Genomic DNA, 24534 nt, shown 5'->3' with positions numbered 1-24534 from the left:
CTCACTCCCTCTCCGCCCGGCCGGCGGCCGGATCGATGTGTGCGGCGACGGCGCGCAGCGCCTCCAGGAGGTCCTCCGCCAGGCGCTCGACCGTGGCCCGGTCGTGCACGCCGACCACGTGGCGCCAGTCGAAACGCAGCCTGCCGTCCGCCGGGTAAGCGGTGATCTCCAGGGGCCGGATGCCCGGCGCGACCGGCTCCGCCCGGCGGGCAGGCGGCGGGGAGTGGAACGAGCGGTAGAGAACGCTCTCGCCCGGGTCGACCGGCTCGTGGAAGGCGAAGGCCACCCGTGGCCGGTCCCCTCCCGGCGGTCGCGGGGCGAGGTGGCGCAGCGCCCCGTAGCCCAGGCCGGCGCTCGGAACGGCGCGCAGCCGCCCGCGTACGGCCCTGACGATCGCGGGCCAGTCGGGCGGGGCCCCGCCGGGCGTGTCCCCGAGCACGACGGGGAACGTGCCGGCGAACCGGCCGACGGTGCGGGAGAGGTCGACCCCGTCGAAGATCTCCTCCCTGCCGTGCCCCTCCAGCTCGACCAGCACGCGGTCAGCGCCCGTCCAGCGGCACAGCACCCGCCCCAGCGCGCCGAGCAGTACGTCCCCGGTCCCAGCGCGGAACGCCGCGGGTGCCGCGCACAGCAGCGCGCCGCTCTCGCGCTCCCCGAGAAAGACGGACACCTCACCCGCGACCGGCGGCGCCTCACCCGGCCCCTCGGGCGGCGGCGCGGTCTCGGGCAGCGCGGTCCAGTAGGCCAGTTCCTCGTCGAACCCGCCCTCCGCGGCGTGCCCGGCCAGCATCCCCGCCCAGCGCTGGAAGGAGGAGGGCTCCGGTCCCAGGTCCACCGGCGTTCCCGCCGTCGACTGCCGGTAGGCCCGCTCCAGGTCGTCGAGCAGGATCCGCCAGGACCGGGTGTCGGCCGCCAGCGGGTGCACGGTGAGGCAGAGCCAGGGCCGCCGGCCCGGCCCGAAGTCCAGCAGCGAGGCCCGGAACGGCTCCCCGGCCGGATCGAGGCCGCAGGCCGCCTCGTCTGCCGCGAACCTGTCCACCACCTCCCGCACGGCCGCGATCTCCGGCGGGCCGGACTCCGTGGCCTCTCCCGCGCCGGATCCGGCCGCGGCCCGGAGGTCGAACCGGCGTAGCGGGTCACCGGCGGCGGCCGACGGCGCGGCCCGCTGCCACCAGGAGCCGTCCGCGTGCTCGAAGCGCGAGCGCAGCGCGTCGTGCCGGGCCACCAGCGCGGCCAGGGCCGCGCGCAGTCCCTTCTCGGCGGTCCCCTCGGCCAGCTCGACGAGGACCGGCCTGGCGAGGAGGTGCGGGGACGCCCCCCTGGTCTCGACGAACTCGCGCTGGCCGGGTGTCAGGGGTGCCGGGCCGTCCACCCGCGGGCCGGGCGCCTCTCCCGGCCCGGCCGCCGTCGCGAGCCGTGCCACGGTCTGGTGCAGGAAGAGATCCTTGGGCGAGAGGCGCAGCCCCGCGTGCCTGGCCCGGTGGATGACCTGCATGGTCAGCAGCGAGTCGCCGCCGAGGTCGAAGAAGTTGTCCTGCACGCCGATCCTGGCCGCCTCGATGCCGAGGACCTCGGCCCAGATCCCGGCGAGCAGCCGCTCGGCCGCGTCGCGCGGGGCGACGCGCCCGGCCCCCGCATCGCCCTCGGGAGCGGGCAGCGCGCGCCGGTCGGCCTTCCCGCTCGACGTCAGCGGAAGCTCCTCCAGCAGGACGAAGAAGGCGGGGACCAGGTAACCGGGCAGGGAACGCCTGGCGTGGTCGCGCAGCTCCGCGACCGACGGCGGCGTGTCCCCCGCGGGCACCAGGTACGCGGCCAGCCGCCGGTCGCCCGGCCGGTCCTCCCTGACCACCACCGCCGCGGACGCGACGCCCGGGTGGCCGAGCAGGACGCTCTCGATCTCACCGGGCTCGATCCGGAACCCCCGGATCTTCACCTGGTCGTCGACCCTGCCCAGGAAGGTCAGCACGCCGTCGGCCCGCCACCGGACCATGTCCCCGGTACGGTACATCCGCGCCCCGGCGGGACCGAACGGATCGGCGACGAACCGTTCGGCGGTCAGCGCGGGCCGACCCAGGTAGCCGCGGGCCACGCCGTCCCCGGCGATGTACAGCTCCCCCGGCACGCCCGGGGGCACCGGCTGGCAGAGCCGGTCCAGCACGTACACCCGGGTGTTGGCGATCGGCGCTCCGATGGGGGGCGCCACCGTGTTCCCCGCCTCGACCGCCGCCGTGGTGGACCAGATCGTGGTCTCCGTCGGCCCGTACAGGTTGGTCACCGACCGCGCCGAGGCCGCCAGCGTCCCGGCCAGGTCCGCCGGCAGCGCCTCGCCGCCGACGAGGACCCGCACGCCGGCGAGGACCTGACCGGTCTCCTCGGCCACCGCCCGCCAGAGGCTGGGCGTCGCCTGTATCACCGTCACGGATTCCTCGGCGATGACCTGTCGCAGCCGCCAGGGGTCGTGGACCAACTCGCGGCCGGCCAGCACCACCGCCGCACCGCTGATCAGCGGCATGAACAGCTCCAGGCCCGCGATGTCGAACCCGACCGTCGTCATCGCCAGCAGGCGGTCGCGCGGGCCGAGGCCGAACCGGTCCCGCATGTCCACCAGGAAGTTGCGCAGGTTGCCCCGGGAGACCACCACCCCCTTGGGCCTGCCGGTGGAGCCCGAGGTGTAGATGGTGTAGGCCGCGCCGTCCGGATGGAATCCGCCGGTGACGGGGTCGGTGACGGGGCAGCCGTCCAGCGCGGCGAGCACCTCGGGGTCGTCGAGAAGGATCCGGGGCACCTCCTCGAAGGCGCCGGCCAGGATCTCGGCCTCGGCTCCGGCGGTCAGCACCAGCGCGGGGCCGGCGTCCCGGAGGAGGAGCGCGACGCGCTCCGGCGGGTGTTCGAGGTCCAGCGGCAGGTAGGCGGCGCCCGTCTTGAGCACCGCGAGCGCCGCCACCACCAGATCCGCCGTCCGGGGGAAGGCCAGCCCCACCAGCGTCTCCGGGCCGACACCCCGCGATCCCAGGTGGTGGGCGAGCCGGTTGGCGCGCGCGTTCAGCTCCGCGTACGTGAGCGTGAGGTTCCCGCGGACCAGCGCGGTCGCGTCCGGGGTGGCGGCGACCTGGTCCTCGAAGAGCCTGGAGAGGTCGGCCCGCGGGATCTCCCTGCCGGTGTCGTTCCACTTCACCAGCGACCGCTCGCGCTCGGCACTGGTCAGCAGGCGAACCTCCGACAACCGGCGCTCCGGATCCTGCGCCACGGCGTCGAGCAGCATCACCAGGTGCCTGGTCATACGCTCGATCGTGGTCTCGTCGAACAGGCCGGTGCTGTAGGCGACGGCCACGGTCAGCGCGCCCCGGTGCTCGTAGAAGTTCACGATCAGGTCGTGGCTGACCTCGCCGCTCGTGACGGGCAGCGTCTCGGCGCGCAGCCCCGGCAGGTCCTCCTCCCGCGCCGGGGTGTTCTCCAGCACCACCATGACCTCGACCAGAGGGGTGCGGCTGGGGTCCCGCTCGGGCCGCATGATCTCCACCAGCCGCTCGAACGGCACGTCGTCGTGGGTGAACGCGTCAAGCACCGTCGCACGGACCTGGGAGAGCAGCTTCCCAAAGGACGAGGACTCGTCCACCAGGGAGCGCAGCACCACGGTGTTGACGAAGAAACCGACCAACCCCTCCAGTTCGGCCCGGTTGCGGCCCGAGGTCGCCGTGCCCACCGCGACGTCCTGCTGGCCGCAGTAGCGCGCGAGCAGCAGCTGCGTGGCGGCGGCCAGCACCATGAACAGGGTGGCGTCGTGCCCGCGTGCCACGGTCCGCAGCCGGTCCACCACCTCGGGCGGCATCTCCACCGTGTGCGTCGCGCCGGCGGAGGCGCGCACGGCGGGTCTCGGCCGGTCCACGGGCAGTGCCAGCGGGGCGATCCCGTCGAGCCGCCGCTTCCAGTAGCCGATGTGCCCGTCGAGCGCCGGCCCCTCCAGGTGCTCCCGCTGCCAGGCGGCGTGGTCTGCGTACCGGATGGGGAGCGGCGCGGGTTCGCGCCGCTCGCCGCGCGTCTCGGCGGAGTAGAACGCGGCGAAGTCCTCGGTGAGCACCCCCATCGACCACCCGTCGGTCACGATGTGGTGCATGAGCAGCGCCAGCACGTGGTCGGCGGCGTCCAGGCGGATCAGCACGGCCCGGAACAGCGGGCCACGCCGCAGGTCGAAGGGGTGCGACGCCTCCTGTTCGAGCCGCCGCCACATCGCGGCCTCGCGCTCGCCCGCGGGTGTCCCCTCCAGGTCCACCGTCTCGAAGGCCGCCTCGAAGGCCGCCTCGGAGGGGGGATGGATCGTCTGCGTGCCCCGTCCCCCGACGTCGCCGAACGTGGTGCGCAGCGACTCGTGCCGCCCTACCAGCCGCCGCAGGGCGATCCGCGCCGCACCGGCGTCCAGCTCGCCGCGGAGTCGCAGGGCGAGGGCCGTGTTGTATCCGGTGCCGCCGGGTTCGAACGCGTCGAGGAACCACAGCCGCTGCTGGGCGAAGGAGAGCGGCAGGTCGTCGTCGCGGTCCACCACCTCGATCTCGCGCCGGCCGCCGCCCGGGTCGGCGCCGCCGAGCAGGGGGGCGAGCGTCGCGATGGTCGGCGTGTCGAAGAGCTGCCTGGGCGGCGGCGCCGAGCCGAGCGCGGCCCGGACCCGCGAAATGATCTGGATGCTGAGGATCGAGTCGCCGCCGAGGTCGAAGAAGTTGTCGTGCACCCCGACCCGGGCGGTGTCCACTCCGAGCACCTCGGCCCAGATCGCGGCCAGCAGGCGTTCGGTCGCGTCGCGGGGGGCGACGTACGCCGTGCCGGTGTCGGCGCCCCTGCCGGGGTCGGGCAGCGCGCGGCGGTTCAGTGTGCCGCTCGGGCTCAGCGGCAGCGCCTCCAGGGTCACGAACCCCGACGGTACGGCGTGTCCCGGCAGGACCCCGCTGAGGAACTCCTTCAGCTCCCGGGCGTCCGCCGGCTCGCCCGCGGGCACCACGTAGCCCGTCAGCCGGACGCGGCCGGGGGCGTCCTCCCAGGCGGCGACCGCGGCGGCGGCGACGCGGGGGTGGCGGGCCAGCGCCGACTCGATCTCGCCCAGCTCCACCCGGAAGCCCCTGATCTTGACCTGGTCGTCCACCCGTCCCATGAACTCCAGGTTCCCGTCGGCGCGGCGGCGCACCAGGTCTCCCGTCCGGTACATCCGGCCCTCGGCGCCGGGCGCGAACGGGTCGGTCAGGAACCGCTCCGCGGACAGCTCGGCACGGTTCCAGTAGCCCCGCGCCACCCCGTCGCCGCCGATGTAGAGCTCTCCGGCGACACCGAGCGGCACCGGGCGCATCTCCCCGTCCAGCACGTAGACGCGGGTGTTGACCAGCGGCCGTCCGATCGGGACGAACGCCGCCTCGCCCACCGGATCGCCGCCCAGCTGGAAGACCGTGGAGTCCACGGTCGTCTCGGTCGCGCCGTAGGCGTTGACGACCACGGTGTCCGGTCCCACCCCGCGCAGCACCTCCTCGGAGTCGCCGGCCGGCCAGCCCTCCGAGCCGACCATCAGGACGCGCAGCGAATCCAGCCGCACGCCGCGTCGCCCGGCCTCCTGGACCAGGGCCCTGGCCAGTGACGGGACCGTCACCAGGATCTCCGCCCGGGTGCGGGCCAGCGTCTCCAGCAGGGCGGCCGGGTCCGCCACCGCCTCGGCCGGGCACACCGCCATCGTCCCGCCGAACAGGGCCGACAGCAGGAAGTCGCCGAAGAACAGGTCCACCGAGAGGCTCGACACCGACAGGGAGCGAGGCCGCGTCCCGGACAGTCCGTAGCGGGCGTCCCAGGCGCGCACCATGTGGTGGACGTTGCGGTGCTCGACCATCACCCCCTTCGGGCGGCCGGTGGATCCCGAGGTGTAGACGATGTAGGCCAGGTCCGCCGGGGTCACGGCGACGTCCGGCGGCGACGCGGGCAGGCCGTCGAGGACGGCCCGGTCCCGGTCCAGGCAGACGAAGGACGCCGGGGACCCGGCCACCCGGTCCAGCAGCCGCCGCTGGGTCACCACGACCGGGGCCGACGCGTCCTCCAGCATGGTCGCCAGCATCCGGGGCGGGTAGCCGGGATCGAGCGGCACGAAGGCGCCTCCCGCCTTCAGTACCCCCAGCAGCGCGACCACGGCGTCCACGCCGCGCTCGACGCACACCCCCACCGGTACGCCGGGGGCCGCCCCCAGCTCCACCAGGCGGTGGGCCAGCCGGTTGGCCCGCTCCTCCAGCCCGGCGAAGGTGAGCTCGCCGTCACCGTCACTGACCGCGACGGCGTCCGGGGTGCGCCCGGCCTGCTCTGTGAAGATCTCGTGGACGCACCTGGCGGGCGTGAACTCCACGGCGGGGCCGTTCCACTCCCCCAGGAACCGCTCCCGCTCGGGCGCGGTGAGCACCGGCAGGTCCGCCACCGGGCTCTCCGGGGCGGACACGATCGCGGCGAGGACCGTCTCCAGGTGCCCCGCCATGCGTTCCACCGTCGGCTCGTCGAACGAGGCGGGGTCGTACCCCAGCGCCAGGGTCAGCTCCTGTGCCGCGTGGGCGGTGAGCGTGAGCGGGTAGTTGGTCTGCTCCTCGCCCCGGTGGTCGCGCACGCGCAGCCCGTGCCTGGCCGCCGCGTCGGGATCGTACGGGTAGTTCTCGAACACCACGACGCTGTCGAACAGGTTGGTGCCCCTGGGCACCTCGGCGCACGCGTGGATCCGCGCCATCGACAGGTACTCGTACTCGCGGGACGCGGCCTGCGCGTCCTGCAGGCGCCGCAGCCAGGACATCACCCGCTCGGTGCCGGCCACCTCCGTCCTGACCGGCACCACGTCGACGAAGAGCCCGATGATCGACTCCGAACCGGCGAGCCCGGCCGGCCGGCCGGAGACCGTCGCGCCGAAGCAGACGTCCCGCTCCCCCGCGTAGCGGGAGAGCAGCAGCGCCCACGCGCCCTGCAACAGGGTGTTGACGGTCAGCCGGGCGTCCCTGGCGCACTCGTACAGCGCCCCGGACAGCTCCTTTGGCAGCCGTAGCCGCACCTCCCTGGAGGAACGCGCCCCGTGGGCCCGCGCCACCGGCCTGTCGAACGGCAGCCGGGTCGGCGCGGTCATGCCCGCGAGCACCCCCCGCCAGTGCCGCTCCGCCTCGGCCTGGTCCTGGCGTGCCAGCCACCCGACGTACTCCCGGTAGGGCGGGCGGTGCGTCACCGTGCCGGTCCGCCCCGTGGTGAGGGCGGCGTACTGTTCGAACACCTCCGACAGCACGTGCGAGGAGCTCCAGCCGTCCAGCGTCATGTGGTGGGCCGCCCACAGCAGTCGCACCTCGGTCTCGGACAGCCGCACGAGGTCCAGCCTGGCCAGCGGCGCGACGGCCAGGTCCAGCCGCCGCTCGGCCCGGCGTTCCCACAGCCGCCGCACCGCCTGCCGCCGCTCGGCCTCCGGCAGGTCCCGGAGGTCGTGGTGGGTGACGGGGAGCCGCACCCCGCGGTGGACCACCTGCACGGGCTCGGGGACGCCCTCCCAGATCACCGCCGTACGCAGGGCGGGCGTGCGGTCGACGACCCGCTGCCATGCCTCGGCCAGCGCCACCGGATCGGTGACCCCCTCCAGGACCATCGAGTAGTGACCGGCGTAGATGTCCGACTCGGGCTCGGCCAGCGAGTGGAAGAGCATGCCGTGCTGCATGGGCGTCAGCGGGTAGACGTCCTCGATTCCCCTGCCGTCGCCGGCCAGCCGGTCCACCGTGGCCTGGTCCAGCCCGGCGAGCGGGAAGTCCGAGGGGGTGCAGCCGCCCGCGCCCGGCTCCGCGCAGTGCTCGACGATCTCCGCCAGCGCCGACATCACCCGCTCCGCCAGCGCCTCGACACTCTCCCCGCGGTGCACGGCCGCCGAGTACGTCCAGCGGAACTCCAGCTCGTCGCCGTCGACGAGCCCGGTGATCTCAAGCAGGTGCCGCCTGACCTGCCCCGGGCTCCGCTCGGCGCCGGGGTGGGGCAGCCGCCCGCGCAGCAGCCCGCCTCGGCCGCCGGATCCGGCCTCGACGCGCCCGAGGTAGTTGAACCCCACCTGGGGAACGCGGCCCGGCGGCCGGCCGCCGGGCGCGCCGAGATGGCGCAGCGCGCCGTATCCCAGCCCCTGGCCCGGCACCGCGCGAAGCTGCTCCTTGACCGACTTGAGCGTCTCCCCCCAGCCGGGCGCGGCCGGGAGGCGCAGCGCGACGGGGAAGACCGTGGTGAACCAGCCGACGGTCCGCGACAGGTCGACGCCGGGGAACAGATCGGCGCGGCCGTGGCCCTCCATCTCGACGAGGGCGGTGTCGCCGCCGGTCCACTCGCACAGCACCCTGCCCAGCGCGGCGAGCAGCACGTCGTTGATCTGGGTCCGGTAGACCTCGGGCACGTCGCGCAGCAGCGCCCGGGTGCTCTCCGCGCTCAGCCGCGCGGTCACGGTACGCGTGGACGCGACAGTGTTCTCGATGTGCCCGCCGTGCCCGCCGTGCCCGCCGGTCCCGCCGGTCCCGTGCTCTCCGGCGATGTCCACCGGCAGCGCGGCGGCCCCGGCCGCGACCTCGTCCAGGCGGGTCCAGCGGTCCAGCTCGTGGTCGAGGCCGCCCGCCGCCACGTGGTCCGCGAGACGGTGGGCCCACTCCAGGAAGGAGGTCGTCTTGGCGGGGAGCCGGATGTCCTGGCCCGCCTCGGCCTGCCGGTAGGCGGTCTCCAGGTCCGGCAGCAGGATCTGCCAGGAGACGGCGTCGACCACGAGGTGGTGGGCGGTCAGGAACAGCCGGGGGCGGTGCGCGTCGCCGAGCACGAAGAGCAGTGCCCGGAAAAGCGGGCCGGTGTCCAGCCGGAACCCCTGCTGCGCGGCCAGGATCTCCTCGCGCATCCGCGTCTCCCGGTCGGCGGCACCGATCCTGGACAGGTCGATCCGCCGCAGCGGCTCGCCGTCCTCGGCGGCGGCGTTGTGCTGCCGCCACCGCCCGCCGTCGTGCTCGGCGCGCAGGCGCAGGGCGTCGTGGTGGGCGGGCAGCGCGGTCAGGGCGGCGCGCAACGCCTCCTCGTCGGGCTCCTCGTCGAGTTCGACGAACATCGCCTGGTTGAACCGGTCGACGCTGTCGGCGAGGTTCTCGAAGAACCAGTGCTGCACGGGCGTGAGCGGGACCTCTCCCGACACCGCCCGCTGCTCGGCGCGTGGCTGTTCCTCGGCGACCGCCTCCGCGGCCAGTTCGGCGACGGTCTGGCGTAGGAAGGTCTGTCTGGCCGTCACGCGCAACCCGGCCTCGCGGGCGCGGGCCACGACCCGCAGGCCCAGGATGGAGTCGCCCCCGAGGTCGAAGAAGTTGTCGTCCACGCCCACCCGGTCCACGCCGAGCAGTTCCGACCAGACCTCGGCGATGATTCTCTCCGCGGGTGTGCGGGGCTCGACGTAGCGTGTCCCGGCCTCGCGGTCGCCGGTGGGTTCGGGCAGCGCGCGCCGGTCCACCTTGCCGTTGACCGTCAGCGGCAGGCGTTCCAGCGTGACGAACGCCGAGGGCACCATGTGCTCGGGCAGTCTCGCCCGCAGGAAGGCGCGCAGCTGGGCCGGGTCGGGTCCGCCGGAGGCGGTGGGGACGAGATAGCCGACGAGGCGCAGGTCGCCCCGGGTGCCGCCGCTGACGGCCGCCGCCGCCGTGTCCACCGCGGGGTGCCCGGACATGACGGCCTCGACCTCGCCGAGCTCGACCCGGAAACCTCTGATCTTGACCTGGTCGTCGGCGCGGCCCGCGTACTCCAGCTCGCCCCCCGGCAGCCAGCGCGCGCGGTCGCCGGTGCGGTACATGCGGGTGCCCGGCGGGCCGTACGGGTCGGCGACGAACCGCTCGCCGGTCAGTCCGGGACGGCGCAGGTAGCCGCGGGCCAGGCGGGGCCCGGCGAGATAGATCTCACCGGGGACGCCGACGGGCGCCGGACGCAGCCGGTCGTCCAGCACGTAGGCGCGGACGCTGCGGAACGGGCGGCCGATGGGCACCGTCCCGGTGCGGGCGTCGTCGGGAGTCAGCGCCCGCGTCATGGTGGCGCCGATCGTGGACTCGGTCGGCCCGTAGCCGTTGAACATCCGCCGTCCGGCCGACCACTCCCGCACCAGGCCCGGGGGGCACGCCTCGCCCGCGACGACCAGGGTCGTCCCCTCGGGGACGGCGTCGGCGGGCAGCACGGTCAGCGCGGTCGGGGGCAGGGTGAGGTGGGTGAGACGCTCGGAGCCGATGAGCTCGGCCAGCGGAGCTCCCGGCGCCCGCTCCTCCGCGGTGGCGACCACCAGCGTGCCACCGGACAGCAGGGCGAGCATGAGCTCCCAGAAGGCCCCGTCGAAGCTGAAGGACGCGAACTGCAGCACCCGCGTCCCCGGCCCCGCGCCCAGCCGCTCGCGCTGGGTGAGCACCATGTCGTACAGGCCGGTGTGGGGCACCACGACCGCCTTGGGGCGCCCGGTGGAACCGGAGGTGTAGATCACGTAGGCGGGATGCGCGGGGTCGGAGCGGAGCGTCCGGGGTCGCTCGGCGAGAGGGGCCACGGTGTCCGGCGCGTCCAGCGTGACGAGGGGGACGCCCCCCGGCAGCCGCTCCGCCACCTCGGTGGTGGTCAGGATGAGGATGGGAGCGGCGTCCTCCACCATCGTCCGGACGCGCTCGGCCGGGTGGTCGAGATCCAGCGGCAGGTACGCGGCGCCGCTCTTCAGGACGGCGAGGATCGCGACGACGGTCTCGGCCGACCGGGGGACGGCCACGGCCACGATCCGTTCGGGACCCGCGCCCCGCCCGGCCAGCAGCCGGGCCAGCCGGTCCGCCCGCCCGTCCAGCTCGCCGTAGGTGAGGCTCCGCCCGGCGTGGACGACGGCGACCGCCGAGGGGTCGGCCGCGACCTGCTCGGCGAACAGTTCGGGAACCGTGCGCGGCGCGGGGCCGCCGCCCTCGCCGCACCAGGTGTCGGTCAGCAGCCGGTGTTCCGCGGCGTCCAGGAGGGGAAGGTCGGCGATCGGCCGGTCCGGGTCGTCCGCGATCGCGGTCAGGAGTGTCAGCAGGTGACCGGCCATGCGTCCGGCGGTGGCCGGGTCGAACAGGTCCGTGCTGTATCCGAGGTGGGTGACGAGCGCGCCGTCACGCTCGTAGAAGTCGAACGAGACGTCCATGGGCGCGACCAGCACCGGCGGACGGATCTCCTCCACCCGGACGCCGGGCAGCTCGACGGCCCCGCGCGGCGCGTTCTGCAGGTTGACCGCGACCTCGGCGAGCGGGAGCCGGCTGGGGTCGCGCTCGGGCCGCAGGACCTCCACGAGCCGCTGGAAGGGCACCTCGTCGTTGTCGAAGGCGTCCAGGACCGTGGAGCGCGCCTCGCCCAGGAAGGCGGTGAACGGCAGGGACTCGTCGACCTGGCAGCGCAGTACCAGGGTGTTGACGAAGAAGCCGATCAGTCTCTCCAGCTCGACCCGGCCACGGCCGCTGGTCGCGGTGGCGACCGCGACGTCCCGCTGCCCGGAGTAGCGCGCGAGCAGGATCTGCACGGCGGCGACCAGGGTCATGAACAGGGTGGCGCCGTGCTCGCGGCTCGTCTCCCTCAGCCGCGACAGCACGGCCGGGGGCACCTCGAAGACATGGGCCGCGCCCGCCGAGGTCCTGACCGGCGGCCGCAGCCGGTCGGTGGGCAGATCCAGCGGGGCGAGCCCGTCGAGCCGCTCACGCCAGTGGGCGAGCATGCCGTCCAGTGCCGTACCGGACACCCGGTCCTGCTGCCAGGAGGCGAAGTCGGCGTAACGCAGGGGCAGCGGCGGAAGCGGAGACGGCTCGCCCGCGATCCCCGCGGCGTACAGCGCGTTCAGCTCCTCGGCGAACACGCCCATGGACCAGCCGTCGGTGACGATGTGGTGCGTGCTGAGGGCCAGCACGTGCTCGTCCGGCCCGAGCCTCAGCAGTCCGGCCCGGAACACCGGGCCCCGGCGCAGGTCGAAGGGGCGCTCCGCCTCCCGTAGCAGCCAGTCGCGCACCGGCGCCTCACGGTCGCCGTCCGCGGGCACGCGCGCCCGCGTGACCTGGATCGGCACCTCCGCGGCCGGCTGCACGGTCTGCACGCCCCTGCCGTTCACCGAGTCGAAGGTGGTGCGCAGCGACTCGTGCCGCTCCACCAGGCCGTTGACGGCGAGCCTGAGCACGTCCAGGTCCAGGTCACCGGTCAGCCGGAGCACCAGCGGGACGATGTACTCGGCGCTTTGGGGGTCCAGCTCGTACCTGAACCAGAGCCGCTGCTGGGCCGGTGACTGCGGCGACGCCTCCCGCGAGGGGGTCCGCGGGATCCCCTCCCTCTCCGGGGAGGCGGGGGCCTCGCCGGCCAGCCGCCGGAGCATCGCCTCGCGCAGGTGGTCGGGCAGTGCGGCCACCCGGCCGTCACGCGAAGAGGGGGCGTTCAATGTGTTCTCCCGTCCGGGTTCCGCTGGCCTGTTCACGAGCCCTGGCTCTGGGCGACCCGTTCGAAGGACGCCAGGATCATGTCCTGCACCACCTCGGCCAGGGCGCCGACGGTCGGGGCGGTGAAGAGCTCCCTCGGGGAGATCTCGACGTCGAACGCGCGCCGCACCCTGGAGGTCACCCGCAGGCTGGTGATGGAGTCGCCGCCCAGGTCGAAGAAGTTGTCGTGTATCCCGACCCGCTCGACCGCGAGCACCTCCGCCCAGATCCGGCCGAGGGCCTCCTCGGTCGGGGTGCGCGGGGCGGCGTAGGCGGCGCGCACGGCTCCCCCGCTCTCCGGTTCCGGCAGCGCCCGCCGGTCCACCTTGCCGTTGGCGTTCAGCGGCAGCCGGTCCAGGGACACGAACGCGGAGGGGACCGTGTAGGCGGGCAGCCGCTCGGCCAGCGACCGGGCCAGGTCCGCGGGCGAGGGCCGCGCGCATCCCGCGACCGGCACCACGTAGCCCACGAGATACCTGCGCCCCGGCGCCTCCTCGCGCGCGACGACCACCGCCTCGGCCACGTCCGGCCGGGCCCGCAGCGCGGCCTCGACCTCGCCGGTCTCGATGCGGAACCCGCGGATCTTCACCTGGTCGTCGGTCCGGCCGAGGAACTCGATGTCGCCGTCCGCGCTCCAGCGGACCCTGTCCCCGGTGCGGTACAGGCGGCCCCCGGCGTCGAACGGATCGGCGACGAACCGCTCGGCGGTGAGCGCTGGCCTGCCGAGGTAGCCCCTGGCCAGACCGCTTCCCGCGAGGTACAGCTCGCCGGGGGCGCCGGGCGGTACCGGAGCGAGATCGCGGCCCAGCACGTAGGCGCGCGTGTTGTCCATCGGGCGGCCGATCGGCGCGGTACCGGCCCCGGCGAGTTCCGGCGTCATCTCATGGCAGATGACGAAGGTCGTGGTCTCGGTGGGGCCGTAGCCGTTGTGCACCTCCGTCGCCGGGCAGTGCTCCATCACCCGCAGCATCGCCGCCGGTGAGGCGGCCTCGCCGCCCGTCCACACCTCGCGCAGCCCGGCGAAGCACTCGGGCAGTTCCTCGGCGAAGAGGTTGAACAGCGCCGTGGTGAGGAACATCCCGGTGACGCCGTGCCCGGTGACCAGGCGCCGCAGGCTCCGGGCGTCCAGCTCGCCCTGGGCGACCACCACCCGGCCGCCGGCCAGCAGCGGGACCCACATCTCGTAGGTCGCCGCGTCGAAGGCGTGCGGGGAGTGGAAGAGGACACGTTCGTGCCCTCCCGAGCGCCACCGCCGGTCCATGGCCAGGCTCACGATGTTGCGGTGGGTGACCGCCACGCCCTTGGGGACCCCGGTCGAGCCGGAGGTGTACATCACGTACGCCAGCCGGTCGGGGTCGGCCACGGCGGCCGGGCTCGGAAGCGGGGGACCGTCCAGGGCCGCGTCGCCGTCCACCACCAGCACCCGCGCCCCGAGCCCGCCGGTCTTCGAGACCGTCGCCCGGTCCGTCAGCACGGCCACCGCCGCGGTGTCCCGCAGGATCCAGCGCAGCCGGTCGGGCGGGTAGCTCGGGTGCAGGGGGACGTAGGCGCCGCCGGCCTTGAGCACCGCGAGCATCGAGACCAGCGCGTCGGCCGTGCGAGCCTGGAGGACGGCCACCCGCGACTCCGCGGTCACCCCCAGGGACGCCAGGTGGCGCGCCAGCCGGTCGGCGCGCTCGTCCAGCTCGGCGTAGCCGAGGCTCTCCCCCTCCGACACCACGGCCGGCTCGCCGGGCACGGCGCGCGCCCGCTCGGCGAACAGCTCGTGCACGCACCGCCCGGGGAGGTCGCGGGCCGTGTCGTTCCACTCCACCAGCATCCGGCGCCGTTCGCGCCGGGTCTGCGAGGGCAGCGACCCGATGGTCCGTTCCGGGTCGGCCGCGATCTCCTCCAGCAGCGCGGCCAGGTTCTCGCCGAGCCGCCGTACGGTCGCGGCCTCGAACAGCGCCCCGTCGTGGAGCAGCACGAAGGACAGCTCCTCGCCCGGATAGACGACCAGGTTGAGGGGGTGACCGTTCACCTCGGCGGCGTCGACGTCCCGCAGCCGCACGCCGGCGGCGCCGGCCGGGGCGTGGTCGATCGGGTAGTTCTCGAAGACCACGACGCTCTCGAAGAGCTGGGCGCCGGGTCGCAGCTCGCTCCAGGAGCGCACCCGGGGCAGCGACACGGAGTCGTGCTCGCGCGCCCGCGCCTGCTCCTCCTGCAGCTCGCGCAGCCACGGCAGCAGGGCGCGGCTCTCGTCCACGGCGACCCGGACCGGCAGCGTCTCGATGAATATGCCGATCATGGACTCCGCGCCGGCCAGGTCCGCGGGACGACCGGAGACCGTCGCGCCGAAGCAGACGTCCGGCTCGCCGCCGTAGCGGGAGAGCAGGATCCCCCAGGCTCCCTGCAGGAGGGTGTTGAGCGTGAGCCGGCCGTTCCTGGCGTGTTCGGCGAGCCGCCGCGAGACCGAGGCCGGCAGCGTCACGTTCACCCGGCCCGCCGCCCTGGGCCGGTGGTCCGGCGCGGGCGGCCGGTCGTACGGCAGGGGCGTCGGCTCCGTGAGCCCGGTGAGCGCCTCGCGCCAGTACGCCTCGGCGTCGGTGTCGTCCAGGCCGAGCAGCCGCTCGACGTGGTCGCGGAAGGGGCGGCGGGCCGCCGGCCGCCAGTCCCGCCCCTCGCGGCGCGCGGCGTAACAGGAGAGCACGTCCGCGAGCAGCCGGTGGACGCTCCACCCGTCCAGCAGGATGTGGTGCAGGGTCCAGACGACCCGCACCCGGGTGTCGTCGAGCCGGATGATCGCCAGCCGGGTGGGCGGGGACGCGGCGAGGTCCAGCCCTGCCTGCCGGTCCCGCGCGAGCAGCCGCTCCAGCTCCGCTCCCTGCTCCTCCTCCGGCAGGTCACGCCAGTCGTGATGGGCGATCGGCAGCCGGGCCTTCCGGTGAACCACCTGGAGCGGCTGGTCGAGCCCCTCCCAGGCCACGGAGGTGCGCAGCACCGGGGTCCGCTCCGCGACGAGCCGCCACGCCTCGCCGAGCGCCTCGGGGGCGGCCACCCCTTCGACCACCATCTCGAACCGGGCCGTGTAGACGTCGGAGCCGGGTGCCATCAGGCAGTCGAAGAGCATGCCGCTCTGGGTGGGGGTGAGGGGGTAGACGTCCGCCACCGTGCGGCCGGTGCCGACCAGCGCGTCGAGGCTCGCCTGGTCCAGACGGGCCAGCGGGAAGTCCGAGGGGGTGCGGCCGCCCGCGCCCGGCTCCGCGCAGTGCCCGACGATCCGCTCCACGGTCGCGGCGAACTCGTGGGCCAGGCGCTCGACGGTGGCGGGCTCGTGCAGGTTCGGCGAGTAGTACCAGGTGACCTGGAGCCGTCCGGACCTGATGGAGCCGACGACGTCGAGCACGTGCGGCCGGTTGTCGCGCGGATCCTGGAACAGTTCGATGCCGGAGATCTCCCGGTAGAGGTCCCCGTCCCCGGCCTCGGCGTCGAACCGGCCGAGGTAGTTGAGGCAGATCTGGGGGACGGGATCTCCGGCGAGCACAGACCCGTCCCGGTAACGCAACGCGCCGTACCCCAGGCCGCGCCGGGGAACCGCCCGCACCTGCTCCTTGACCGACTTGAGGAGTCCGCCCAGATCCTGTTCCCGGGGGACGTCCAGTGCCAGGGGGAAGTAGCTGGTGAACCACCCGACCGTGCGCGTGAGGTCCACGTCGGGGAAGATCTCCTCCCGTCCGTGGCCCTCCAGACCGAGCAGGACGCGGTCGCGCCCGGCCCACCCGGACACGACCCGGGCCAGGGCGGCCAGCAGCACGTCGGTGATCTCGGTGCGGTAGACGTCGGGAACCTCGCGGAGCAGGGCCCGGGTGGTGGTCTCGTCGAGTTCGACGGACACCTCGCGGACGGTCTCCACGGTGTTCGGGCCCCGCCCCCCGAAAGGCCCGCCGAGGGGCCCGTTGGCGGGCCCGTTGGCGGGGCCGTTGACGGGGCCGTCGAGGGGCAGGGCCGCCGCGGCCCCGGCACGGCTCACCTTCGCCCAGTGACCGAGCTCGTCGTCGAAGCCCCCGGCCTGGACGTGCCCGGCCAGGCGGAGGCTCCAGTTCTGGAACGAGGTCGTCCTGGGCCCGAGGTCGACGCTCTCGCCCTGAAGGATCTGCCGGTACGCGGTGCGCAGGTCCTCCAGCAGGATGCGCCACGACACGCCGTCCACCACGAGGTGGTGCGCGGTCAGCAGCAGCCGCGGCCCGCGGCCGGTGCTGAGCAGTACCGCCGCGATCAGCGGCCCGTCGCCGAAGTCGACACGGGCCTGCGCGGCCGCCGTCTCCCGCTCGACGGCGGCGTCGAGTTCGGCGTCGGCGACGCCGGACAGGTCGGCCCCGCGCAGGATCACCTCCTCCCCCGCCGGCACGACGCGCTGCGACCACTCTCCCCGAGTGACCTCGAAGCGCGACCGCAACGTGTCGTGCCGCTCGACCAGTGCCGCGACCGCCGCCCGCAGGGCCGTCTCGTCGACGTCGTCCGCCAGTTCCACGGTGACGAACTGGTTGAAGACCTCGGGAACCGTGAACCTCTCGAAGAGGAAATGCTGGATGGGGGTCAGCGGCGCCCGGCCGCCCGGCCCCGCGCCCTCCGTGCCCTCCGTGCTCCCGGGGCTTCGCACCTCGGTCACGTGAGGGCTCAGCGCCGCGATCGTCTGCCAGCGGAACAGGTCCCTGGAGGTGAGCCGCAGCCCCGCCCTCCGCGCCCTGGAGGTGAGCTGGATGGCGAGGATGGAGTCGCCGCCGAGGGCGAAGAAACCGTCCTCGACACCGACCCGGTCGACACCCAGCACCTCGGCCCAGATCCCGGCCAGTTCCCGCTGCACCGGGTCGCCCGGCGGGACGTACCCGCCGTCTGAGTCCCGCGGGGCGCCGGGAGCCGGCAGGGCGGCGCGGTCCACCTTGCCCCGCACGGTCAGTGGGAACTCCTCCAGGACGACGATCGCGGCGGGCACCATGTGGTCCGGCAGCACCGTGCCCGCGAAGGCTCGCAGCTCGGCGGGATCCGGCTTCGCGTCACCGGCGGGGACCACGTATCCGGTCAGCGCCAGGCGCTCGTGGCCAGGCCTGGCCTCGGTGGCCACGACGACGGCCCCGGCCACGCCCGGGTGGCTCTGCAGCGCGCTCTCGATCTCCCCCGGCTCCACCCGGAAGCCGCGGATCTTCACCTGCTGGTCGGTGCGGCCGAGATACTCCAGCTCCCCTCCGGGCAGCCGGCGGACGAGGTCCCCGGTGCGGTACATCCGGCCGCCCGGGGCTCCGAACGGGTCGGCGACGAACCGCTCGGCGGTCAGGTCCGGCCGGTTCAGGTAGCCCCTGGCGAGACCGGCGCCCGCGAGGTACAGCTCACCGGCGACCCCCACCGGCACCGGGTTGGCGTAGCCGTCCAGGACGTACGCGGCGGTGTTGGCGACGGGCGAGCCGATGGGGGGCAGCCCCCCGGCCCGGCCGGCCTCCTGCCAGGTGACGTCGCCCGCGGTGGCGACGACCGTGGCCTCGGTGGGACCGTAGTTGTTGACCAGCCGGTACGGCGTCCCGGGGCGCGGGCGGCGGCGGAGCACGTCCCCGCCGGTCAGGATCGCGCGCAGTCCGGTGGCGGCGAATCCGGGCTCGTCCAGGACGGAGTCCAGCCGGGGCGTGGGCAGGAAGCAGATCGTGGTGCCCATCCTGGCGAACCAGTCCACCAGCGCGGCGGGATCGTCCAGCGTCTCCCGGTCGGGCAGGGCCACCCGGGCTCCGGCGCAGAGGTAGGGCCACACCTCCCACACGGCGGCGTCGAATCCCAGCGACGCGACCTGCGCGGCCCGGTCCTCGCCGGCCACCTCGAACTCCGCCACATGCCAGGCGCACAGGTCGGACAGGTTCCGGTGCTCGACCATCACGCCCTTGGGACGGCCCGAGGAACCGGAGGTGTAGACGATGTAGGCCAGGTCCCCGCCGGCCACGGCGATGTCCGGTTCGGTGACCGCCTGGCGGGTTTCGCCGGGGTCGCCCGCGTCCAGCGGCACGACCATGGCGTCCAGGCCGCGGGCCCGGCCCTCCGTCGCGCGATCGACCAGCACGACCGGCGCGCCGGTGTCGGCCACCACGTAGGCCAGCCGCGCGTGTGGGGTGTCCGGGTCGAGCGGCACGTACGCGCCCCCGGCCTTCAGCACGCCGAGAAGCCCCGCCACCAGCTCGGGGCCGCGCTCCGCGCACGCCACGACGGGCACGTCAGGACCCACGCCGAGGGCGCGCAGGCGGTGGGCCACCCGGTTGGCGCGCTCGTCCAGCTCGGCGTAGGTCCACCTTCGCTCCCCGCACTCCAGCGCGACGGCGTCCGGTGCCCGCCGGACCCGCTCGGCGAACAGGCGGTGCACGGGGAGGTCCGCGCGGCGGTCCCTGAGCCGGCCGTTCCATCCGGCCAGGGACCGCCGCTCGGCCTCGGTCAGCAGGGGCAGCCGGGCGAGCGGCCGGTCGGGGGCCTCGGTCACCGCGGCCAGCAGGACTTCCAGATGACCGGCCATCCGCTCGGCCGTCTCCCGGTCGAACAGGTCGGTGCTGTACTCGATCATCACGTCCAGCGCCCCGTCGCGCTCGACGAACTCCAGGGTGAGGTCGAAGATCGCCGACACGTGCGGGAGCCGGAAGCCCTCGGTGCGCGCGCCGGTGAACTCCAGCGGCCTCTCCGGTACGTTCTGCAGCGCCACCATCGCCTGGACCAGCGGGGTCCGGCTCGGGTCGCGGCCGTCGCTCAGCTCGTCCACCAGGCGTTCGAACGGGACGTCCTGGTTGCCGAAGGCACCGAGCACGGTCTCGCGCACCCGGCCGAGGAAGTCGGTGAAGGACAGGTTCCCGTCGACCGCCGACCGGAGCACCAGGGTGTTGATGAAGCAGCCGATGAGCGGTTCCAGCTCGGGGCGGTCGCGCCCGGAGATGGGGGTGCCGACCGCGATGTCCCGCTGGGAGGAGTAGCGGGCGAGCAGTACCTGGCAGGCGGCGACCAGCGTCATGAACAGCGTGGCGTCGTTGCGCGCGGCGAGCCCGTTGAGCGCCGCGGTGAGCTCGGGGGGCAGGGTGAAGCGGTGTGCCGCCCCGGCGGAGGAGCGCACCGCCGGGCGCGGCCGATCGGTGGGCAGTTCGAGGGGCGACAGACCGGCCAGTTGTTCCCGCCAGTAGCCGAGCTGGTCCCGCATGGCCTCTTCCGTCCAGCGTCCGCGCTGCCAGACGGCGTAGTCGGCGTACTGCACGGCCAGCGGCGCCAGCTCGGCCCGGCCGCCCTCCCTGGCGGCGCCGTACAGCCTGCTCAGCTCGTCGGCGAGCACGTTCATGGACCAGGCGTCGATCACCGAGTGGTGCACGGCCAGCACCAGCAGATGCTCGCGTTCGGCACGGCGCAGCAGCGTCATCCGCAGCACGGGGCCGCGTCCCAGGTCGAACGGGAGGCTCACCTCCCGGCGCAGCAGGCGCTCCAGTTCCTCCTCGCCGAGCCCGGAGGCGTCCACGACGGTCAGCGGGACCTGAAGGTCCTTTGCGGGGTGGACGACCTGGACCGGCTCGCCGCCGGTCGAGGAGATGGTCGTCCGCAGCGACTCGTGCCGGGTGACGAACTCGCGCAGGGCCGACTCCAGCGCGGCGGGGTCGAGCTCGCCGAGCAGCCGGTAGCCGAACCGGACGTTGTAGTCGGCGGCCTCGGGGTCGAACTCGTGGAAGAACCAGAACCGCCGCTGCGCGAAGGAGAGCGGCAGGTCCCCGTTGCGGGGCACGGGCACGACGCCGTCGGTCCCACTGCCGGTCCCACCGTCGATCCCACTGCCGGTCCCGGTGGCGGCCGGGGTGACCGACGCCGCCAGCGCGGCGATCGTGCGCAGCTTGAAGATGGCACGGGCGGGAAGCTCGGCGCCGAGTGCCGCCCTGATCCGCGGGAGCACCCGGAAGGCGAGCAGGGAGTTCCCGCCGAGCTCGAAGAAGTCGTCCTCGACACCGACCCGGTCGACGCCCAGTACCTCGGCCCAGATGCCGGCGATCGCCCTCTCCGCGTCGTTGCGCGGGGTTCCGTGACCGGCGTCCGTGCCGTCCTGCCGGGCCAGCGCGGGCAGTGCCCCGCGGTCGAGCTTGCCGCTGGCCGCCAGCGGCAGCCGGTCCAGGGTGCGGAACACCGAGGGGATCATGTGCTCGGGAAGTGTCCGGGCCAGGAACTCGCGGAGCTCCGCCGCCGCCGGGGCCGCCTCGCCCGCCGGGACGAGATAGGCCAGCAGGCGCGTGTCTCCCGACCCCTCACCGGAGGGCACCACGGCGACCTGGGCGATCGCGGGATGTCCGGCCAGCGCCGACTCGACCTCGCCCGGCTCGACGCGATAGCCCCGGATCTTGACCTGGTCGTCGGTGCGCCCCAGGTATTCCAGATCCCCTCCCGGCAGGCGCCGCACCAGGTCCCCGGTACGGTACATCCGCTCGCCCGGCCCGCCGTACGGGTCGGCGACGAAGCGCTCGGCGGTCGCTCCCGGCCTGCCGTGGTAGCCGCGGGCCAGCCCGGCGCCCGCCACGTACAGCTCTCCGGGTACGCCCTCCGGGACGGGTCGCAGGGATCGGTCCAGTGCGTAGGCGCGGGTGCCGCGCATCGGGCGGCCGATCGCGACGGGTCCCCGGAGCGGCCCCGCCTCCGGCTCGACCCGGAAGGAGACGCAGCCGACCGTCGCCTCGGTCGGGCCGTACTCGTTGACCACCGCCACCCCGGGGTGCCGTGCCCGCCACCGGTCGAGCACCTCGCCCTGGAGTGCCTCCCCGCCGATCACCAGTTCCGCCGTCGGCGAGCGGTCCTCCGGCAGGTTCTCCAGGATCGGCAGGTGGCTGGGGGTGATCTTCAGGAACGCCGGCCGGTCTCCGGAGCCGCCGGGACGGCCGCCGTCCAGCTCGCCGACCTCGATCCGGCCACCCGCGGCGAGGGTGCCCCACAGCGCGGTCACCGTCAGGTCGAAAGACGTCGACGAGTGCAGCAGCGCGCCCCCCGCCAGCCCCGGGTAGTCGCGCTCGCAGCAGGCCAGGTAGCTCGCGAGCTGCCGCCGCTCGACCAGCACGCCCTTGGGGCGGCCCGTGGAGCCGGAGGTGTAGATCGCGTACGCCAGGTTCATCGGGCCCGCCCGGCGGTCGGGCTCGGTGACCGGCCGGTCCGCGATCGTCGGCCCCTCGTCGTCCAGGCAGACCACCCGCGCGGCCGTCGCGGGCAGCCGAGCCCGCAGGTGCGCCTGGGTCACGACGGCGGCCGCGCCCGCGTCGCCGATGGCGAAGGCCAGGCGGCCGGCCGGGTTGTCCGGGTCCAGCGGCAGATAGGCGCCGCCGGCCTTGAGCACTCCCAGTAGCGCCACGACGAGTTCCACGCCGCGCTCCGCGAAGACGCCGACGAGCGTGTCCGGGCCGACGTCGCAGGCGCGAAGGTGGTGCGCGAGCTGGTTGGCCCGCGCGTCGAGCCGCCCGTAGTCGAGCGACTCCCCGTCCGAGGCGACGGCCGTCGCCTCGGGGGCGCGGCGCACCCGCTCGGCGAACAGTTCGAGCAGGCACCGGTCCCCCGGTGACTCGGCGCCTTCACCGAACGGCGGTGTGGCGGCGCCCTCGGGCGCGGGTACGGACGGTGCGTCGTGGGTCACGCTGACTCCTGCCTTCGAGGACGTGTCCGATGACGGTTCGGCTAGTAGATGACACGGGAGGAGGCGCTCAGCCTGAACTCCCGGGACTTGCGCAGGTCCCTCGCCACGTTCAGACGGCGCAGCCAGCGGTCCGTCCCGTCGAAGCGCGCGCTGAAGGGGCTGCGCCCGTGGACGGCCTTGTAGTTGTCGATGAGGCAGATGTCACCCGGCTTGAGGACGACCCCGGTCATCGCGGAATCCAGCGCCGTCCCGAATTCGGCAAGCGCTTTACCCGCGTCCTCTTCCTGGATCCCGCCCATGTAGTGCGGGTCGATGCGGATATATGGGTCGTCAGGGTCGCCGAAAAGGACCGCAACAGGCTCAGGAGTGTCCAGTGCCAGGTCGACCTGCCGGTAACTGCGTTTCCGTAGATCCGCGACCTTCGTATCCTCGTCGGTCGCCGCGGCCCGATTCGCCGGGCGGTGTGAGTCGTCCGGAAGAATGTAGAAGCGTTCCTGCGACAGAATGGCTTTGACATCATCGTCGATACGCACGTCGGAAACGTCGGCATAGGTCGTCTCGACCTCGTCGGGATTGCGCAGGCACATCAGGCCGAGATAGTCGGTGCGCAACGGGTGGAAGGCGTCCTCGGTGTGCCAGACAAGCGTTTCCTCGCTGCTCCAGCCGATCTGCTCGTGTTCGTAGCCCTTGATCGGGAAGACGTCGTGCATGATGTAGCCGCCCTGCTGCGTGGCCCATCCGATGGGATCTCCCAGCAGGGACGCGATGAGGAAGAACGCGATGTCGTGCCCGATGGTGGGCGAGGGCACCGGCTTGTTCTTCCAGTCCGCGGGGGTCGGGCCGATCCTCGCGTCGTCCACCGGAAGCCCGGAGATCAGCAGGATTCCGGACGGCTCCGCGAGGCGGAACTCGTTGAGCGCCCTGCGGAGACGTCGCGGAAGTTCCTCGGCATACGTCCGGCTCTCGCGCTGGAAATCAGCGGACTCGACGGTCTGGTAACGCTGGGAGAGGTCCCGGACGATTTCCTCGATCACCATGACGTCGTCGTCCAGCAGATGTAATGCCAGCACAATTAACTCCCTCTGCCAACGGCAATCGGTTCCTGGGAATCACCGTGGCCGGGGCGGCCATTCGTCCCCGGCCCTAATCGAGCCTCCGGCATGACGGGGGGCGGGTTCAACGTCTTTGACTTAGGGGCTAAACAGCGCAGTCAGAGCGGGCTTCGTGCTAACGTCGTATGTGGTTCTAATCCTCCGGACCGGCCTTTTCCGTGTCACCGCCCTATCGATCCGCCGACGCGGGACACCGTAGGTCAGGCACCTCCGGAGCCGAGGCCGTCGCCTTCTCGGCCGGCCGTTTCCCAGAACGCCGTCGGCAGCATTAGGGAGAACTACATTGCGCCTATCGGGCCTCACCCGGGTGACCAGCGCCGCCGCGCATCTGCAGGTGTTCGCGATATCCGGGATCAGTGCGGTGCTGTTGACCAGGGCCTATCTCCAACGGGCCGGTTATCCCCAGCTCGGCGGAGGGAGCCTGCACATCGCCCACGTCCTGTGGGGCGGCCTGCTGATGACGGTGGGCATGGGCATCACGCTCGCGTTCCTCGGCCAGGCCGCGCGGACCTGGGGTGCCGTCCTCGGCGGGGTCGGGTTCGGGTTGTTCGTCGATGAGGTCGGCAAGTTCGTCACCCAGACGACCGACTACTTCTACCGTCCGGCCGCGGGGATCATCTACCTGGTCTTCGCCCTCCTGGTCGTGCTCTCCCAGTGGTTGAAGGGCCGGACCGACTTCTCCCGGCGCGAGCGCACGGCCAACGCCGTCTACGCGGCACTCGTCGGGGTGACCTCGGGGCTGACCGTGGAGCAGCGGCACGCCGCTGTGCGACTGGTCCAGGGCTCCGACGACGCGCTCGACGCGGCGGCGGTCCGGTTGCTGGGCATGGTCCCGGCCCGGGAGGCGGCTCCCGGGCCGTTGCGCACCGGCCTGGCCCGCGCCCGCGCCGCCCTCGACGGCCTGACGCGCCGCCCCCTGCTCGTCGCCCTCGCGGTGGTGTATCTCATCGTCCAGGCGCTCCTGCCCCTGGTGGGCCTCGGGCTGGAGAACGCCTACGGCACGCTCGACGGCGAGCAGGAGTGGGGGGCGGTGATCGGCATGGCCGTCTCGGCGGCGATCACCGTGGCGCTGGGCCTGTGCGGTGCGGTGCGGCTGCGCGGGAACCGCATGGCCGCCTTCCGGCTGCTCAACGCCGCGCTGCTGGTCGACATCCTCTTCGGCCAGGTCTTCGCGTTCGTCATGAACCAGTTCTCCGCGGTTCCCGGCCTGGCGGCCGACCTGCTGCTCCTGGCGATCATCTCCGCCGAGGTCCGGCGGCTGCGCGAGCCGGACTGAGGGGCGCGGCGGCCGGCCGTCGTC

4 protein-coding genes are annotated in these 24534 nt (G+C 73.8%); 1 reads left to right on the top strand and 3 read right to left on the bottom strand.

The genetic code is table 11. The annotated features are described in order from the left end of the window. Position 1: 1 nt before the first annotated feature. From ABT061_RS15030 to gntD, 3 genes are read right to left on the bottom strand one after another with little or no spacing between them, the layout of a single operon-like run. Entirely contained in the window at positions 2-12445 is a 12444-nt protein-coding gene (locus tag ABT061_RS15030) for a non-ribosomal peptide synthetase (RefSeq protein ID WP_350916850.1), read from the bottom strand. 32 nt (positions 12446-12477) lie between these two features. Then, the gene (locus tag ABT061_RS15025) at positions 12478-22122 is read right to left on the bottom strand and encodes a non-ribosomal peptide synthetase (protein ID WP_350916847.1); all 9645 of its coding nucleotides are present in this window, start codon (positions 22120-22122) and stop codon (positions 12478-12480) included. Positions 22123-22163: 41 nt separating this feature from the next. After that, positions 22164-23192, bottom strand: coding sequence for a guanitoxin biosynthesis L-enduracididine beta-hydroxylase GntD (gntD, locus tag ABT061_RS15020; RefSeq protein ID WP_350916844.1), 1029 nt, complete (start codon positions 23190-23192; stop codon positions 22164-22166). Between the two features lie 325 nt (positions 23193-23517). On the opposite strand from gntD, the gene ABT061_RS15015 reads away from it, so the two are divergent. Further along, a complete protein-coding gene (locus ABT061_RS15015) occupies positions 23518-24510 on the top strand; it encodes a hypothetical protein (RefSeq protein ID WP_350916841.1) in 993 nt (330 codons plus the stop codon). Positions 24511-24534 lie beyond the last annotated feature (24 nt).

Source organism: Streptosporangium sp. NPDC002544 (assembly GCF_040295965.1).
Lineage (GTDB): Bacteria > Actinomycetota > Actinomycetes > Streptosporangiales > Streptosporangiaceae > Streptosporangium.
This window is presented reverse-complemented; position numbering and strand designations above follow the sequence as displayed.